The organism is Arthrobacter sp. lap29 (assembly GCF_032458965.1).
Lineage (GTDB): Bacteria > Actinomycetota > Actinomycetes > Actinomycetales > Micrococcaceae > Specibacter > Specibacter psychrochitiniphilus.
This window is the reverse complement of record NZ_JAUCEK010000001.1, coordinates 436,313-451,600: the sequence shown is the minus strand read 5'-3', so window position 1 is coordinate 451,600 and position 15,288 is coordinate 436,313. Positions and strand designations below refer to the sequence as shown.

General features: G+C 61.2%; 15 protein-coding genes. 3 read left to right on the top strand and 12 right to left on the bottom strand.

Going from position 1 to position 15,288, the window contains the following annotated elements:
* Positions 1-212 precede the first annotated feature (212 nt).
* Both RY113_RS02030 and RY113_RS02025 read left to right on the top strand, forming a co-directional pair.
* Positions 213-1,610, top strand: coding sequence for an amino acid permease (locus tag RY113_RS02030; protein WP_315913128.1), 1,398 nt, complete (start codon positions 213-215; stop codon positions 1,608-1,610).
* A gap of 121 nt (positions 1,611-1,731) precedes the next feature.
* Positions 1,732-2,568: an alpha/beta fold hydrolase gene (locus RY113_RS02025; protein ID WP_245932222.1), complete on the top strand. Its 837-nt coding sequence runs from the start codon at positions 1,732-1,734 to the stop codon at positions 2,566-2,568.
* A 3-nt stretch (positions 2,569-2,571) separates the two neighbouring features.
* Here the strand turns inward: RY113_RS02025 and RY113_RS02020 are convergent, their stop codons facing one another.
* The 7 genes from RY113_RS02020 to RY113_RS01990 form a co-directional block, all read right to left on the bottom strand.
* A complete protein-coding gene (locus tag RY113_RS02020; protein WP_315913127.1) occupies positions 2,572-3,879 on the bottom strand; it encodes an MFS transporter in 1,308 nt (435 codons plus the stop codon).
* 99 nt (positions 3,880-3,978) lie between these two features.
* Positions 3,979-7,053 carry an SMC family ATPase gene (locus RY113_RS02015; RefSeq protein ID WP_315913126.1) on the bottom strand — a complete coding sequence of 1,025 codons (3,075 nt, stop codon included), beginning with the start codon at positions 7,051-7,053 and terminating at the stop codon, positions 3,979-3,981.
* The gene (locus RY113_RS02010; RefSeq protein WP_315913125.1) at positions 7,050-8,213 is read right to left on the bottom strand and encodes an exonuclease SbcCD subunit D C-terminal domain-containing protein; all 1,164 of its coding nucleotides are present in this window, start codon (positions 8,211-8,213) and stop codon (positions 7,050-7,052) included. Before RY113_RS02010 ends, RY113_RS02015 begins: the two co-directional genes overlap by 4 nt.
* Positions 8,214-8,318: 105 nt before the next feature.
* A complete protein-coding gene (locus RY113_RS02005; RefSeq protein WP_315913124.1) occupies positions 8,319-8,681 on the bottom strand; it encodes an SdpI family protein in 363 nt (120 codons plus the stop codon).
* A gap of 100 nt (positions 8,682-8,781) precedes the next feature.
* On the bottom strand, positions 8,782-9,705 hold the full coding sequence (locus RY113_RS02000) for an aquaporin (RefSeq protein ID WP_315913123.1): 924 nt from the start codon (positions 9,703-9,705) through the stop codon (positions 8,782-8,784).
* Between the two features lie 128 nt (positions 9,706-9,833).
* A complete protein-coding gene (locus tag RY113_RS01995) occupies positions 9,834-10,250 on the bottom strand; it encodes a DUF202 domain-containing protein (RefSeq protein ID WP_315913122.1) in 417 nt (138 codons plus the stop codon).
* Between the two features lies 1 nt (position 10,251).
* Positions 10,252-10,608 carry a YidH family protein gene (locus RY113_RS01990; RefSeq protein ID WP_110106665.1) on the bottom strand — a complete coding sequence of 119 codons (357 nt, stop codon included), beginning with the start codon at positions 10,606-10,608 and terminating at the stop codon, positions 10,252-10,254.
* 142 nt (positions 10,609-10,750) lie between these two features.
* Here RY113_RS01990 and RY113_RS01985 point away from each other — a divergent pair, with 142 nt between their 5' ends.
* Positions 10,751-11,836: an ADP-ribosylglycohydrolase family protein gene (locus tag RY113_RS01985; protein WP_315913121.1), complete on the top strand. Its 1,086-nt coding sequence runs from the start codon at positions 10,751-10,753 to the stop codon at positions 11,834-11,836.
* A gap of 13 nt (positions 11,837-11,849) precedes the next feature.
* Here RY113_RS01985 and RY113_RS01980 read toward each other — a convergent pair whose 3' ends face one another.
* The 5 genes from RY113_RS01980 to RY113_RS01960 all read right to left on the bottom strand — a co-directional run bounded on the left by RY113_RS01980 (position 11,850) and on the right by RY113_RS01960 (position 15,255).
* Positions 11,850-11,975 (bottom strand): hypothetical protein, encoded by a 126-nt coding sequence (locus RY113_RS01980; RefSeq protein WP_315913120.1) that lies wholly within the window; start codon positions 11,973-11,975, stop codon positions 11,850-11,852.
* Positions 11,976-12,051: 76 nt separating this feature from the next.
* Positions 12,052-13,050: an exonuclease domain-containing protein gene (locus tag RY113_RS01975; RefSeq protein WP_110106662.1), complete on the bottom strand. Its 999-nt coding sequence runs from the start codon at positions 13,048-13,050 to the stop codon at positions 12,052-12,054.
* A gap of 137 nt (positions 13,051-13,187) precedes the next feature.
* Complete coding sequence (locus tag RY113_RS01970; RefSeq protein ID WP_315913119.1) at positions 13,188-13,877, bottom strand: hypothetical protein; 690 nt, start codon at positions 13,875-13,877, stop codon at positions 13,188-13,190.
* Positions 13,874-14,827 carry an ABC transporter ATP-binding protein gene (locus RY113_RS01965; protein WP_110106661.1) on the bottom strand — a complete coding sequence of 318 codons (954 nt, stop codon included), beginning with the start codon at positions 14,825-14,827 and terminating at the stop codon, positions 13,874-13,876. The genes RY113_RS01970 and RY113_RS01965 overlap by 4 nt, the downstream gene beginning before the upstream one ends.
* Entirely contained in the window at positions 14,824-15,255 is a 432-nt protein-coding gene (locus tag RY113_RS01960; protein WP_179442450.1) for a GntR family transcriptional regulator, read from the bottom strand. The genes RY113_RS01965 and RY113_RS01960 overlap by 4 nt, the downstream gene beginning before the upstream one ends.
* Positions 15,256-15,288: the final 33 nt, after the last annotated feature.

Sequence of the window (15,288 nt, the reverse complement as noted above, 5' to 3'; positions counted from 1 at the left end):
CGTCAAACTTGGACTATCCCCGCAAACAGCAACCGGACCGGCACCCGGACCGGCACCCGGACCGGCACCCGGACCTGCACCCGGACCGGCACCCGGACCGGCACCACCTAATTTATTCCGTTAGCCAAAGGTGAATTACCCTTGACAAGGATCAAAATTCTTTCATCGTCGGCCAAATGTGGCCAGCTCCACTAACGAAGGCCATCCCTTTCATGAACCCCCAAACGGAAGTTGCCACGGTTGCGCCTGTCACAACAGGCCTGGGCAACTCACTCAAACAACGCCAACTGACCATGATGGGTCTTGGCAGTGCAATTGGCGCCGGACTTTTCCTAGGCTCCGGCGAGGGGATCATGAAGGCTGGACCGGCCGTGCTGATTTCCTATCTGGTGGCCGGCACCTTGATCATTTTGGTCATGTGGGCCTTGGGTGAGATGGCCGCAGCCAACCCCAACTCCGGCGCCTTTTCCGTCTACGCGGAAAAGGCTATGGGCAAGATTGCTGGGGCAACGGTCGGCTGGCTGTGGTGGCTGCAGCTGGTGGTAGTGATTGCCGCCGAAGCGCTCGGGGCAGCCGCGCTACTCGTCACGATTTGGCCGGTTTTGCCGGTCTGGGCCTTGACACTGATCTTCATGGTGGTCTTCACAGCCGTCAATCTGACAAGTGTCAAAAACTACGGCGAGTTTGAATTCTGGTTTGCCCTGCTCAAGGTTTCCGCGATTGTGCTTTTCCTGCTCTTTGGCATCGCCTTGCTGCTGGGCCTGATCCCCGGCACCACATCCCCTGGCCTGGGCAACTTCGTCAACAACGGCGGATTCGCACCGAACGGCATGGCGGGCATCGCAACAGCACTGTTTGTTGTGGCCTTCGCGTTCGGCGGCACCGAAATTGTGGCTGTTGCCGCCGCCGAGACGCCCAACCCGGAACGCAGCGTTGGAGTGGCGGTGCGCACTGTTGTGTGGCGTATCTTGGTGTTTTATGTAGGCTCCGTGTTCGTCATCATTGCCGTTCTGCCGTGGACCTCCAAAGCATTGCTTTCTCCCTTTGCCGGCGTGCTGAACGTTGCCGGACTTCAATGGGCTGGCACAGTCATCACTTTGGTGGCCGTGGCTGCACTGCTCTCAGCCCTTAACGCCAACCTGTACGGGGCATCGCGCATGATTTACTCACTCGCCGAGCGCGGTGAGGCACCCCGGCTTTTTGCGCGCACCAACACTCGTAGAGTCCCCGTTCCGGCAGTGGCGATGTCCGTGGCGTTCGGCTTCGTGACAGTTGTCCTGGAAATCCTGTACCCCGACACCGTCCTGAAGGCATTGTTGAACTTGGTGGGATCCACCTGCCTGATCATTTGGGGTTCGGCGCTGCTTTCACAATTCATCCTGCGCCGCCGGGCAGACCGTGACGGAACGCCCTTGCCACTGCGCATGCCCGGATTCCCGTACCTTTCAATTGCCGGGCTGGTGCTGCTGGCGGCCATCTTTGCCGTCGGATTCAGCGATCCCACCAGTGCAAAGCAACTCCTGAGCACCTTCAGTCTGGTGGTTGTTATCGCTTTGCTCAGCCATTTCTCGCACCGCCGCCAAAAGGCACGGGCAGCCGCACAGCCTTAGATCGGGTCCACGCGGCGCCTGCGCCACTGTACTCAAAGGCGAACCTAGGGCAGGCACGCTACGTTTTCGCTATTGTTGACGTACGACGGCGGCACGGACCGCTGCGGGAAAGGCTCACCCCATGTCCTCACCAGGCAAGATGCCCTCACCCGGCAAGCACGCTGCAATAACTTCTCCGCACAGCATTGAAGGCGTCCAAGCCGGACTCCACGTTGTTAGCTTTGAAGCTACGGAGCCTGTTCCCCTGCCTCCCGTGCTGCTGATCCACGGTTTTGCTTCATCCGTTGAATTGAACTGGGTCAAGACAGGCTGGGTCACCGCCCTCAATCAGGCCGGGCGCCGGGTGATTAGCGTTGACCTGCCAGGCCATGGCGGCAGCACCGCACCCTATGATCTGGACTCCTACACACCAGGGAAGATCCGCGCCGATCTGCTCCAAGTCCTCATTGATCAAGGTGTGCGTCCCCGAGTCGATGCAGACCCCACCAGCGGGGTCGATCTCATTGGGTACTCACTGGGGTCCCGCTTAGCGTGGGAGTTTGGTGCAACTCAGTCCGAACTGGTGCGCAAGATGGTGTTGGGCGGCCCTAACCCGGAGGATCCCTTGGCCGATTTTGATTTACGGGCAGCACAAGACTTCCTCAATGACGGCACGCCCATTGCCGATGCTTCAACGGCCTGGCTGCTGAACATGGCGCAGGTGATTCCCTCCAACGATATTTTTGCGCTCCTGTCCCTGATTCAGGCGGTGAAAATGGAGCCGTTTGATCCCACCGACGCCGTACCTTCCATGCCCATCCTTTTGGTGGCCGGCAGTCTCGATGAACGTGCCCGCAGCATGACCCGGTTGGCGGAGCTGAGCCCCGGAAGCAACCAGTTGGTGATCCAGGGACGAACCCATAACAACACGGTGACCTCACGCGAGTTCAAGGATGCCGCCTTGAGCTTCTTGAGCTAGGTGCTAGGTGTTTGAGTGCTGTGCCTGCTGGCGTTTGCGCAGCACCATCACGGAGAGCAGGCCCAGCACAACCAGCGCCGTGGCTGCCATGATCGGGACTAGAAACGCCGCCGAATACCCCTGATTCTGGGCCAATGAACCTGACAGTGCTGATCCCAGTGCGGTCCCGGCAACAATGCCGCTAGAGAGCGCCGTCATGACGGTGCCCATCCATTGCTGCGGCGCCACCATGCTGCCCACGCTGAAGATGGACACCATGACAGGGCCCACGGGGAGGCCCATGAGCAGCAGCACCCACACCATCTGGCCCAGAGATTGGGGAACTAGGAAAAGGAAAGCCCCGCCCGCCATCAACGTGGCCATCAGTACCCAGCGCCACGCGTACGTGAATTTCGTGGACCAGTAGGCCACCGACAACGCCGTCACAGCAGAACTGGAGCCCATGATGGCGTACATCAGCCCCGCCTGGTCCACCGAGCCGTGAACGCCGGTAAAAGCAGTCAAAGAAGTTTGAGCCGATCCGAAGAAGGTTCCCATGGCGAGCATCCCTGCCACGGGGACAGCAACTAGGAGCCAGTTGGGTTTCTCTTTCGCCACATAGCCAGCATTGCCCACGGTGCTGCTGGCGGCAGTGCGCGCCCCCACGGATTCCACGGTGTGGTGTAAGGCAAAAAGGGTCACCAGAACCACTGTCATAATGGCGGCCAATGCCAGCGGCAACCAAGGTGCCACCAGCGAGGCGAGCAGACCTACCAGAGCCGGGCCCAACACAAAAGTAATCTCATCTGCCGTGCCCTCCAGGGACAGCGCCGTATCCACGGCTAGACCACGCTGGTTGGCGGGTAGTTTCTTACTCAGAGCCATCCACCGCACCCGGGACAGCGGCCCCACCTGCGGTGAGGTGGCGCCGGAGACAAGCGCGGCAGCAAAGACTGCCAGGGTGCCGCCATCGGTAATCTGGGCGCCGTCGGTAGGCAGGACCGTGTAGGCCAGGATCACCACAGCCGCCACAAGCAGCGCGTTGACCACGGCGGCCACCAGCAGTATACGTTTTTGGCCCAGCCGGTCCGCCAAATACCCCACCACGGGCGAACCCACCGCGGCACCAATGCCAATACAGCCTGCAGCAAAACCGCCGATGGCGTAAGACCCGCTGACCTGCGTGACCATGGTCAGCACACCGATGGTCAGCATCGCCAACGGCACCCGGGCAAAAAGACCCAGCGGAATGTAGCTGGTGCCCGCAAGTCTGGGCAGCACCGAATAGCGCCCGCCCTTCTGGGCAGGGGCAGCGGGGGTCGGCAATGGCAAAGAGATGGTTAGCTACTTTCGAAAAATCATTTGTGGTGGTGGCCGGTGCCGTCTCAGCTATGGGCTTTGCTGGCACAAGGGCTGCTCCAGTCTATCCGTTCACGAGGCTTGCGCTCCCGCCATTTTCAGCTCCACGGTGGAGCCATGGCGGCCCTTGTGGACATGCAGGTGCACGGGGATGCGCTGCTTCATTTCAGCAACGTGACTGACCAGCCCCACCATGCGCCCGCCGTCTCGCAGTCCTTCGAGCGCATCCATGACCTGCTCCAAGGACTGCTCATCGAGGCTGCCGAAGCCCTCATCAACAAATAAGGTCTCTATATCCAGTCCGCCGGATTCGTACTGCACCACATCCGAGAGACCCAGGGCCAGCGACAGTGACGCCATGAAGGATTCGCCACCGGATAAGGTGGCGGTGTCTCGGCTGATCCCTGTCCATTCATCCACTACTTCCAAGCCCAGCCCGGACTTTTGGTTTCCCTTCTTGGCATCACTGTGCCGCAGCGTATAGCGGGCGTCGCTCATGGTGGCCAGGCGCACCGAAGCGGCCTGGGCGACTTGTTCCAACCTGGCCGTGAGAACATAGCTGCTGAGCGTCATCTTGTACTTGTTCTCGCCTTGTCCACGCACTGCCTCAGCCAGACCCAAGAGCATTTTCGCCTTCTCCCGCAGCGGCGCAACACCCTCTTCCAACGCCATGAAGTCCGCTTGTGTGAGGCGCACTTCGGTAGCGGCTGAGCGTGCCATACCCGCAGCCAATTCCGCCGTTTTTGCCAGCTGTACAGCCACCCGGCTCTGTTGCGCCAACGCGGCAAGCTCATTGTCCCCCAGCACCACCACCGTCTCCGCACGGGCGGCAAGCATCTGAGCAGTCGCGAGGCGGTCAGTGTTTACCGCCACGGCCTTGGCGTGGTCCTTGATTTTTTCATCCAGCGCGGCCGCGGTCCCCGGTGCCAGCAAGGCTGCCTGCACGCCGCTGGCATCGGCAAAAACGGAACCTTCGAGGTCCTTCTCCAACGCGGCGCCCGCATCCTGCGCCGTTGTCATGGCAGCGGCCTTTTTACGCAGTGCCACGAGGAGCTCCTCCCCCGGCTGCTGGGCCGCAAGCACCGCAACCCGCCGTTGCGCCAGCGAGGTGTACCCGTCCTGGGCCAGCTCCAGCTGCTGGCCCAGATCAGCAATTTCCTCTGCCAGGGCCGCTTGCGCTGCACTCAAAGACGCCGCCTGCCCGGCCGCCGCAACAACACCTTCCCGGGCTTGTTCCAGGCGCTCCTGCAACTCCCCGGCTTCTTGGTGGAGGGCATCACGTTCTGCGGCACCCGCTTTGGCCTCCTGATGTGCTTGGCGCCTTTGCACCACGGCGTCCTGTGCTTTGGCCAATTCACCCTCGCCTCCACGCTCGGCCAGGACTGCGAGCGCGCTCCTGGCCTGGGCCAGCCGGGTACCGGCGTCTTTAGCTGCCGCCTCGGCAGTATCAGAGAGCTTCTTGGCTGCCCTCTCGGCCTTCAGGAGGTCCGCCCCGGCAGCGGCAAGTGGTGAGGGCGCCGGATGCACCGTGCTGCCGCAGACCTGGCAGGGTTCCCCCTCCACGAGCGTGGCCGCCAGTTCCCCGGCTGCCTGGCTGAGCCGGCTTTCAATGGCTTCTAGCCAGCTCTGCCGGCAATTCAGGCTCTTATCCCGCGCCTCACGTTCCGCGTCTTCTAGTTGCACGAGCTCCACGCAGTGTGCCTGGTATTCCTCAATGGTGCCCACCAATGTTTTAGCTGCCGTGGCGGCTTGTTCTGCGTGCTCAACATCGACGGCCCCGGCGCGCAGCGTCTCCGCCCGGTCCTGTACCTCCGTGAGACGGGCTCTGGCCGCTGTGGCCGCGGCATCCTGTTGCTGGCGCTGCGTCAGAGCATCAGCGAGGGCTTTCTCATTTTTGGCCAGGGCCGCACTTTTCCCCGCGTGCCGAGTTTCATCAGGTAGGGCCCGGTCCACGGCGGCCAACTGCCTGATGAGTTCTTTATCCAGCGTCTGTAAATCCTCAATACTTGCTGTTGCACCCGGCTGGCCTAAGAGCGCCGCCGCCACCGGGTTGCTGTCAAATACTGTGGCGGCTCTCGCTGCCGCCTCCTGTGCCTGAGTGCTTTCCCGAGCACTCTTGGCCGCAGCAGTCACCACGGCCGCCAAAACCTGTCCCTGATGGTGCAACTCCAAGCTGTGGCGCCACTGCGCTTCCTCATCGGCTAAGCCTGCTAGCCGCTCTTGTTCGGCCACGGCTTGAACCAGTTGCTGGTGGCGTGTACGCCGGTTCTGCTCCTCCGCAACGGACGTTACGAGTGCCTCTGACTCCTCTTGTGACGTTTGGGCATGCGCCTGGGCCAGGGTCAACGCGCGTTCAAGCTGCTCCCCGAGGCTGGCAAAAAGCTCCATCCCGTGAAGTTCTACCGGTTCGGCAGTCTCCGGTGCTTGCCCTCCCTCCTTAGCCTGCGCTAGTTGCGCGGCGTAGGCGGCCAGCACCGACCTGCTTTGGCTGCGTGCCAATTCCTCCTTAGCCAGCAGCTCCGCCATACCGGTGGCGACGGCGCCCTGGGCTGTGCGGGATTCTGCGGCCAGACGGTTTTCAACGCCCTCATACACATCGGTGCCGAACAACCGTTGCAGCAAGGCTTGGCGGTCCGCGGCGGTGGCCCGCAAGAAGGCTGCAAATTCGCCCTGGGCCAGCAGCACTACCTTGGTGAATTGGGCCATGTTCATGCCCAGAAGCTGCTGAATCTCGCCGGCGGCTTCATCGTTGCGGGTTGATTTCACTTCCCAGCCGTCGGCGTTCTTTTCACGCAGCTGGGTGCTTGCCTGTTCACGCGTGGTGCCGCTTCCGCGTTTAACGGGGCGCATCCATTCAGGGCTGCGCCTAACCTCCAAGCGGCGCCCACCGGCCGTGAACTCGCACAGTACTTCCGGGCCCACTCCTTCGGCTGCGTGGTGACTACGCAGCTGATTGGCGGAATTGGACCGGGCCCCGGGTACCGTCCCATACAGGGCGTACGCAATGGAGTCCAGAATGCTTGTTTTCCCGGCACCTGTGGAGCCATTGAGTAGGAACAGGCCCTGCGCTCCCAACTGGTCAAAGTCAATGATTTCTCGGCCCGCGAAGGGGCCGAAAGCCTGAATTTCAAGGCGGTGAATTCTCACTGGGCGCTCTCCTGTTCACGGACGGCAGTCAAGGCTGCACGCAAAAGCTGCTGTTCGTCGTTGTTCGCGGCGCGATGACGCACATGGTCCAGAAATCCGCAGCACAGCTCCAGATCGTCGGCGGCCTTGGCGATGCGGGCACCATAGCTTTGGGCGTCCCCTTCCCGTGCGGTCTCCGGCTCGAACATGAGCACCAGGGTGTGCGGGAAACGGACGCGCAGCCGGTCCATGGCCAGTTCCGGACGGTCATTGTCCGTCAGCGTGATCTGGCAGTAGTTATCCTGCGCAAATTCCCAGTCGGGATTGTTCAGCAAATCCTCGAGCTTGCCTTTGACCAGGCTCAACGACTTTTCCGGAGCCCAGTCAACCTGGCGCACCTCACCCAGCCCGTCCGCCGTGATCTCCACCAGCCAGCCGCCCTTGACATGGGCCGCCTCGGAGAAGGAATACGGTAAGGGGGAGCCCGAGTAGCGGACTGTTGTGCTCAGTTTCTGGCGTCCGTGCAGGTGACCCAAAGCGGTGTAGCTGAACGGCTTAAAGAGGTCCAGCGGCACCGCCCCAACACCGCCAATGGCTAGATCACGTTCACTTGCTGAGGTGATGCCGCCGCTGGCAAAGGTGTGGGCCAGCACAATGGACGCGGTGCCGGCGGGCCGGGTAGCTAGGTCTTCGGCAATTCGATGCACGGCCGCCTCCGTCACACTGAAGTGGGTGCCGGTCTCTACACCCAGTTCCTCGGCCACGAGGCGGGGCTCCAGAAACGGGATACCGTAAATTGCCACCAGCCCCTCGCCCTGGGGTTCCAGAGGAAACAGGATGGGCACTGCAAGGTCCGCAATCCGCGTGCGCAAGTGCACACCGGCGGATTCCAGGAGCCTGCCACCAAATCCCAGACGGGTGGCGGAGTCGTGGTTGCCGCTGGTGATAACCACCTGCACCCCTGCCTTGTTCAGTCTGGCCAAGATGTCATCGAAGAGGTTCACCACGTCAACGCTGGGCAGTGCGCGGTCGTACACGTCACCGGCCACCAGGACCACGTCCACTTTTTCCGTCAGGACGGTGTCAAGGAGTTGGTCGGCAAAGCGCCGCTGTGCGTTCAGGGTTCCAACGCCGTGGAACGACCTGCCCAAATGCCAATCTGAGGTGTGCAGAAGCTTCATGCTTCAAAGGTATCGGAGGGCACAGACATTCAATGACCCGCGTAAGCCAGCACAACCCACCCAACGGCGGGGTCAGCACCAGTTCACGCACCGGCACGGGCAGGCTCAGCGGCGGGTTTTTTCCACGGTCAGGGCTTCAACGGCGGCTGTATTGGCCAACTTTGCCCCATAGATCGCAGCAGAGAGCAGCAGTGCACAAGCCAGCAGGACCATGATCATTTGGGTTTCAGAGGCATCTAGAAACAACAGCCCGGCCAGTGAAATAGCGGCTGCGGCAATCCCGGAGACCCACATAGGCTGGACTGCCGCGCCGTGTCCGGCCCGCCACGTTTGGGCATTGACCATGGTCTTAGCGGTGCGAATCCCCACGAACGGATTCACTTTGATCTTTCCGGTGGCGCACGCTTGAGTCAATGCAGCCAGGCCCACCGAACACAGGGCAAGGAACACAAGGGAGAAGATCAGCATGCTTTAACCTTAACCCGGCTCCGGCGCAAACACAGCTGACCCCGGTAGCAGGGGCGGTTTCTCGCCCCCATACCGGGGTCAGCTCGGCACTGCTGTGAGGTTACTTCTGGGGTGCGTCGAAGAACGCTTGGGCGTCGTCGCTCTCTTCGACCCCTGCAATCGTGCGGCCCTTTACCAGCGTGACGCCCTCAGTGGCGCCCTCAACGGTACTCTCGGAGTGCGCCTGGGTGAGCACAGCACCAGAGGAGAGCAGTGCGGAGGAGGAGGCGTCCCTCACCGGCACGTCAACCGTCCTGACCGGGGCAAAGTAGCGGTAAATGACTGCAGCCAGGGCCGCACCAACCAGAGGTGCAACCCAGAACAGCCACAGCTGACCCAGCGCCCACGAGTCAGCCAGGAATACCACTGAAGTGGCGCGGGCCGGGTTCAGTGAACCATTGCTCAGCGGCATGGTGATGGCCACGGCAACCGCAAAAGCCAGACCAATGGCAACCGGGCCCATGGTGGTTTTGTTCCGGGGCGAGGTGGCGCCCAAGAGCATGGCCGTCAAGACGGCAACCGCCACCATTTCGATGATAAGGACACCGATCATGGGCACTTGCGAAGGCGAGTGGGCGTCAAAGCCATTGGCCAATGCGCCGAAGAGCTCGGGCATAGCAGGGGTGGCACCGGCGGGCATCACCCGCATCATGGCAAGCCAAACTGCCGCGGCCAAAATGCCGCCAATAGTCTGGGCCACAATGTACAAAAGAGCGGCGGAAAACTTCAACCGGCCGGCAACTGCCATACCCAACGAGAAGGCGGGGTTGAAGTAACCGTTGGTGACGTGACCGAAGGAGATGATGGCGGCCACCATGGCCAGGCCATAAGCGAAGCCCACCGTGGCACCGGACCCGCCGGAGCTGAACAAGGCGGTGCCAAGCCCGGCAAAGACAATGAAAAAGCTGCCCAGCCCCTCAAGTGCTACGCGGGTACTGAGCGGGTAGGCATGCACCGGGGCATTGGCTGTTCCGGATGAAGTCATGAGGGCAAAATCCTTCGAATGGGAAACAAAAACAGGGGGCTAGCGCTCACACGGTGATGCAGCAGCGGGCCCGGCAAGAAAGTTGACAGGAAAGCTAGGCATAAGAGCAAACAGGGCACTCGCCAAGCTCACATGCCTAGTGCCAGCGCACACACCGTGGTGGCAGCCAGAGTAACTATAGCGGCCGAAGCTGTACGTACTATAAGAGCCGGAACGGCAATATGCCCCTCTGACTCCAAGGGTGCAACACCGGAGTGCAGGAGCCGGATCCGGGCCGCGGCGCACACCACCAAAACGATAGTTGTCAGGGCGGCCACGGCCGCGCAGACTCCCATTCCCACCACATGGGCTGAATATCCGCCCAACGCTCCGCCAAGCCCAAGTCCGGTGTCCGGGCCCCCACCGAAGCCAGTCAACGTCTGCAACCAGCCGCGCCAAATGAGAAGATCGGCCACCACGGCGCTCATGATGGTCCGGCGCCAGGACAGGGCCGTGCGTTCAGGCTGCAGGCCGGGGTCCCGGACAGGTGCCACAGAGGAGGCCATGTTAGGGCTGGACCAGGATCAAGATGGCAAAAACAATGGCGGCGAGCGAGACAATGACAGTCATCCCCAGCATGAGCCACGAGTGCGGCAGTTCCTCATCATTACGCATGGCCTGTTCCTGATGAGCCCAGCGCCGGTAACTGACAATGGCCAGCACGGCACCAATCACGGCAAGGACCATGCACAAGATGATACGAATCAATGGCGGCGCAATTTCCGGGGCCAGCTGATCAATTGCTATTGCACCTGCCAAGAGGGCCAGCGCGGTCCGCACCCACGCCAGAAAGGTACGCTCATTGGCTAGTGAAAAGCGGTAGTCAGGTGTTTTTCCGGTCCGTCGCCAGGCGGGCTCGCGCATGGGTCTCCTCAAAAGTTCGGGCAGTTTGTGGTGGGCGCACAAGAAGCACCGCCTTTGAGTCTACTTCGGCCCCCGTATGCCTCCTCACAGCCGCACCGCTGTCTTGGCCCGCATCCGCTGCCGGAAACGGTAAATTGGTCTCATGACCATTCCAGTTCAGCCCGCTCCCCCCGCCGACTTCGCCAGCCGCGTCCAGGGCACGCTCATGGGAGGCGCCTTAGGTGATGCCTTCGGCTACCTTGTGGAGTTCGATTCCCTCGCCGCCATTGAGGCGAAGTATGGTCCGGCGCTGCTGGTGGACTTGTCCCAGGCGTCCGGCACACCGCACTTTTCCGACGATACTCAGATGAGTCTTTACACCCTTGATGGCCTGTTGGATGTGCTGGAGTGGGCCAATAGCGGTGTGGGTGCCGATATCAACGCCTGCCAATGGCTCGCGTATCTGCGCTGGCTCAAGACCCAGAATATGCAGGTGCCCAGCCACACCCCGGAGCAGGCCCCCCGCTGGATTGATTCTCAGAGCGTGCTCCACCACCAACGCCACCCCGGCAATGCGTGCGTGAGTGGTTTGGCGGGCGGGGAAATGGGCACCATTTTCCGCCCCGTCAACCCCGATTCCAAGGGTTGCGGGACCGTGATGCGTTCGGCGCCCTACGGATTGCTGCCTAACATCGAGGCGGAAACGGTGTACAAGATCAGCTCCGATGCGGCGTCTTTGACCCACGGGCATCCCTCGGCGCGCCAGTCCTCCGGGGCGTTTAGCTGGCTCATCCACCAGTTGGTCATGGGCGGGCTCTCGCTGCGTGCCGGTGCCGAATCCGCCAGGGAGCGGGCTGTTGCCGAGCCTGGTGCAGATGCCCAGCTGTTGGCACGCCTTGAGGCGGCCCTGACCTTGTCCACGCACGACGGCGAACCCCTCAGCGGCGATTCCCTCACCGACGCGCTGGGGTTGGGTTGGGTAGCTGAGGAGGCACTTGCTGTTGCTGTCTACGCCGTGCTGGTTACGGCGCCTGGTGCACTTTCGCCCGCGGGGCATTTCTTGGATGCCATCCGCCTTGCCACCAACCACAGCGGAGACAGTGACTCCACTGCGGCCATCACCGGGAACATCCTAGGTGCGTTCTACGGGGAAGTTGCCCTGCCGCCGTCGTGGTTGAAACTGTGCGAGGCACCCTCCCTGATCCGGCGTCTGGGAGCCAACTTCATCAAGCTCACCACCGGAGAGTAGTTCAACTACCCGTTCAGCCCAGGGACAGTACCGCACCAATGCCCTGTGCAAAGCGTTTGGGCGGACCCGGCAGCAATAATGGCCACCGCTCAAAGTCGGCGGCGGCGGTAACTGCAGGGATATCGGCACGTTGGCTCATAAATTCAGAGTAGAACCGTGCCTGTGAGGTTTCGAAAGATTGTTGCCCAGCATGACCAAAATGGAGTGCGGGCGGTTCAGCCAACCATTTGCATGAATTCGCCCTCGGAGAGCACCTCAATGCCTTGTCCGCGGCGCTGCAGATCTAGGACACGTTTGGCTTTGGAGGTCAGCCGTCCGCTGCGTAAATCTACTGCCGTGAAGCCGCTGCCCACCACCAGCACAGTGGTTTTTAGGGTTACATTGCTGGCGCACTGGGCTCCGTGAGCCGCTGCCCTGATTTTTGCTTCAGGACGGCCCAGGCTCAGATCGCCCGTGAAGACCACGGTTTGTCCAAAGAGCGGGTGGGCGATGTCAGCGTGGGTGTTCGGTTCCGGGTTTGGACCCTCAGTGGACCAGCTGGAGCGCCCGCCACGAGCCGTTCCAGCGGCGATCCCAGCCTGCATCTGCACCATCCTCTCCAGCGCCGAGCGGGTGGCTTTGGAGAGCTCATCTGTGGAGGGGTTATAGGCGTCAACGTGCGGCATGGCCAACGTCATCGATTCAAATACCCCGCGCACGGAATCCACGCCGTGTTTGCCGGCAATGTCCACCATGATCCCGGCGCAGGCGCGGGCGTCCTCGGTGGCGTCGTGGTGGTTTTGCAGTGGTACACCGGCAGCCTCGGCCACAAACGGCAACGAATACGACGGCAGTGAATAGTTTTTGCGCGAAAGGATCACGGTACAGGCATAGTCGAACGCAGGTGCGGGGATTTTCGAGACTTCTGCTGCGGAACGGATCACGCCCAGGTCAAAGGCCGCATTGTGCGCCACCAGCGGATCCGCACCAATGAAAGCGCCAATCGCCGGAAACACCTCGGCAAAACGCGGGGCCGTGGCCACATCGTCAGGGGTGATGCCGTGAATAGTGATGTTGCGGGAATCAAAGTGGTCGTGGCCCTCCGGTGGGCGCATGAGCCAGTAGCCTTCCTCAACTATCACCCCGCCACGGACCTTTGTTAGACCAACGGAGCAGGGCGATCCCCTAAATCCGTTGGCGGTTTCAAAATCAATTGCAGTAAAGTCCAGAGCCACCTCTCAAGGCTACCCTTCCCCACTGACACCGCCAGCAGAAGATGAGCGGGCCCACCCTTTGTTCGCACAAAGTGCAGCGCCGGTGGGCCAGATTCGCTCAGAACCTGGCCCACCGGCGTCGTACTTGCCCTGAAGGTTCAGGGTGTTGCCCGGCGCAACGTCAGGTAGGCGCCAACACCGAGCAGTGCCGCGAGCCCCAGGGCCAGAAGACCCAACGTGACGGGGGTCAGGGCCACAATCCAGCTGCCGACGGCGGCCCACCAGCCCTGCCAGGTGATCAACGCCACGGAACCCACCAGCAGGATTCCCAGAGAAATGAACATCACCAGCAGCCCGGTTGTCTGCCACCTCTTATACACAGTCGCACCCCAGAACCCTGCCAGGAAAAGGAACATCATCACCACGAAGTAGAAGAACAGCTGCCCACCCCAGGGCTGCTCGGAGACCCAGCCGAGGCTGAACATCTGCCCCTGCAATCCCCAACCATTGGTGGCTGCCTCCACGAACCCCAAAAGCACGTAGAGCACCGAAATGCTGGCGGCAATAACGGCGAACAATCCCACGGTGCCAAAGAAGAAGTTGCGCCGGCTGATGCTCAGGCCCTGGGAAAACGGGAATGTGTAGGTCAATGACTGGATGCCCAGACCAAAGAAATACCACATGACTGCCTGGCCGGCACCTGAGTATTTGGTCCCCACCGAATCCGGGATCATGGCCCAGATGAGAAGGCTGAAGGCGAAGGAGACCCCAATAATGAGCGCTGGAATGCCCAAGAAGGTCCACTTGCTAATGAGCTGCATGCGGGCAACTCCCACTGCATGGTTCATTGTGATGCTCCCATCCGGCTGCTCTTCCTTGCTGCCTTGGCTGTTTCTTCCCTTGCCCCATCGGGGACGCCGGCAATGCCGGCATCGAGCGTTTTTTTGATGACGAGCTGCTGCAGCGAGACGGGCCCAACTTCCAAACCAAGTTCTGCCGCTTCCCGGCGTTCGGCCTGGCTCAGCACACCCTCGACCGTCAGCGAAAGCAGCGCCCCGATCCCTTCGCGGTGGAGCACCGCCCGGGCTGCTGCGAAAGATTCAACGCGGGCTGCCGGACCGGCGACACTAAAGGCCGAGCCGCGGAGGTTCTCGGCATCGTCGTCCACGATGATTTTGCCCTTGTCGATCACGATCACGTGTTCGAGCAGATTGGCCACCTCATCAATGAGATGGGAGGACAAAACAATGGTGCGTGGAAACTCGGAGTAGTCGGCCAGCAGGCTGTCGTAGAAGAGCTGGCGGGCCACGGCGTCCAACCCCAGGTAAGGCTCATCAAAAAAAGTCAGTTCGGCCCGCGAGGCCAAGCCGATAATGACGCCCACGGCTGAGAGCTGACCGCGCGAGAGCTTCTTGATCCGCCGCTTCATGGGCAATTGGAAGTCCTTGGCCAATTGCAGGGCCAGAGCGTTATCCCAGTCCTTGTAGAAGATGGCTGCGGCCTTGAACGCGTGGAAGGGCTTGAAGTCATCGGGATACTTCTGCGATTCCCTGATGAAACAGATCCGGCTCAGCACCTTTTCGTTTTCATGGGGTTGTTCCCCGAAGACGCTAAACTCCCCCGAGCTGGCGAATCCCTGTGCCGTCAACACAGACATGAGCGTGGTCTTGCCTGCGCCGTTGCGTCCCAGCAGGCCGTAAATTTTGTCCTGTTCGAGTCTGAGACTGACTCCGTCAAGGGCCATGACGTCCTTGTAGGCCTTGGACACGTTTTCCATGCTGACAACTGTTGTACTCACAATGCGCCTTCCTTTAACTGTGCTGTGCTGCCCCGAGCCGGTTCATGCGGGGCCAGCTCTGGTTCCCTGGCCAGCATCTGTTCCCTGGCAAGCATCGCCGCTAGTTGTACGCCGTCGATCCCCAGCTTGCGAGCCTCTCTGGCCAACGGCTGGAGGAATTGTTCGTAAAAGACTTCCCGGCGACGGCTCATGAGGATCTCCCGCGCGCCGGTAGCAACAAACATGCCAATGCCTCGCTTCTTATAAAGAATTCCGTCATCAACTAGCCGGTTCACACCTTTCGCGGCGGTGGCCGGGTTGATCCGGTGAAAGGCAGCGAACTCATTGGTGGAGGGCACTTGGGCTTCTTCAGCGAGCACGCCCTCAACAATGTTGTTCTCAATCAATTCCGCGATCTGTACAAAGATCGGCTTGCTGTCATCAATCACGCAGCCACCACCTTCGCCCAGTTCCCGAGGACC

Excerpts from the sequence above, each read along its gene's own strand:
- RY113_RS01990 (WP_110106665.1), bottom strand. The coding sequence starts at position 10,608 with ATGCGCGAGCCCGCCTGGCGACGGACCGGAAAAACACCTGACTACCGC.
- RY113_RS01985 (WP_315913121.1), top strand. The coding sequence starts at position 10,751 with ATGACCATTCCAGTTCAGCCCGCTCCCCCCGCCGACTTCGCCAGCCGC.
- RY113_RS01980 (WP_315913120.1), bottom strand. The coding sequence starts at position 11,975 with ATGAGCCAACGTGCCGATATCCCTGCAGTTACCGCCGCCGCCGACTTT.
- RY113_RS02025 (WP_245932222.1), top strand. The coding sequence starts at position 1,732 with ATGTCCTCACCAGGCAAGATGCCCTCACCCGGCAAGCACGCTGCAATA.
- RY113_RS02010 (WP_315913125.1), bottom strand. The coding sequence starts at position 8,213 with ATGAAGCTTCTGCACACCTCAGATTGGCATTTGGGCAGGTCGTTCCAC.
- RY113_RS02030 (WP_315913128.1), top strand. The coding sequence starts at position 213 with ATGAACCCCCAAACGGAAGTTGCCACGGTTGCGCCTGTCACAACAGGC.
- RY113_RS02000 (WP_315913123.1), bottom strand. The coding sequence starts at position 9,705 with ATGACTTCATCCGGAACAGCCAATGCCCCGGTGCATGCCTACCCGCTC.
- RY113_RS02005 (WP_315913124.1), bottom strand. The coding sequence starts at position 8,681 with ATGCTGATCTTCTCCCTTGTGTTCCTTGCCCTGTGTTCGGTGGGCCTG.
- RY113_RS01995 (WP_315913122.1), bottom strand. The coding sequence starts at position 10,250 with ATGGCCTCCTCTGTGGCACCTGTCCGGGACCCCGGCCTGCAGCCTGAA.
- RY113_RS01970 (WP_315913119.1), bottom strand. The coding sequence starts at position 13,877 with ATGAACCATGCAGTGGGAGTTGCCCGCATGCAGCTCATTAGCAAGTGG.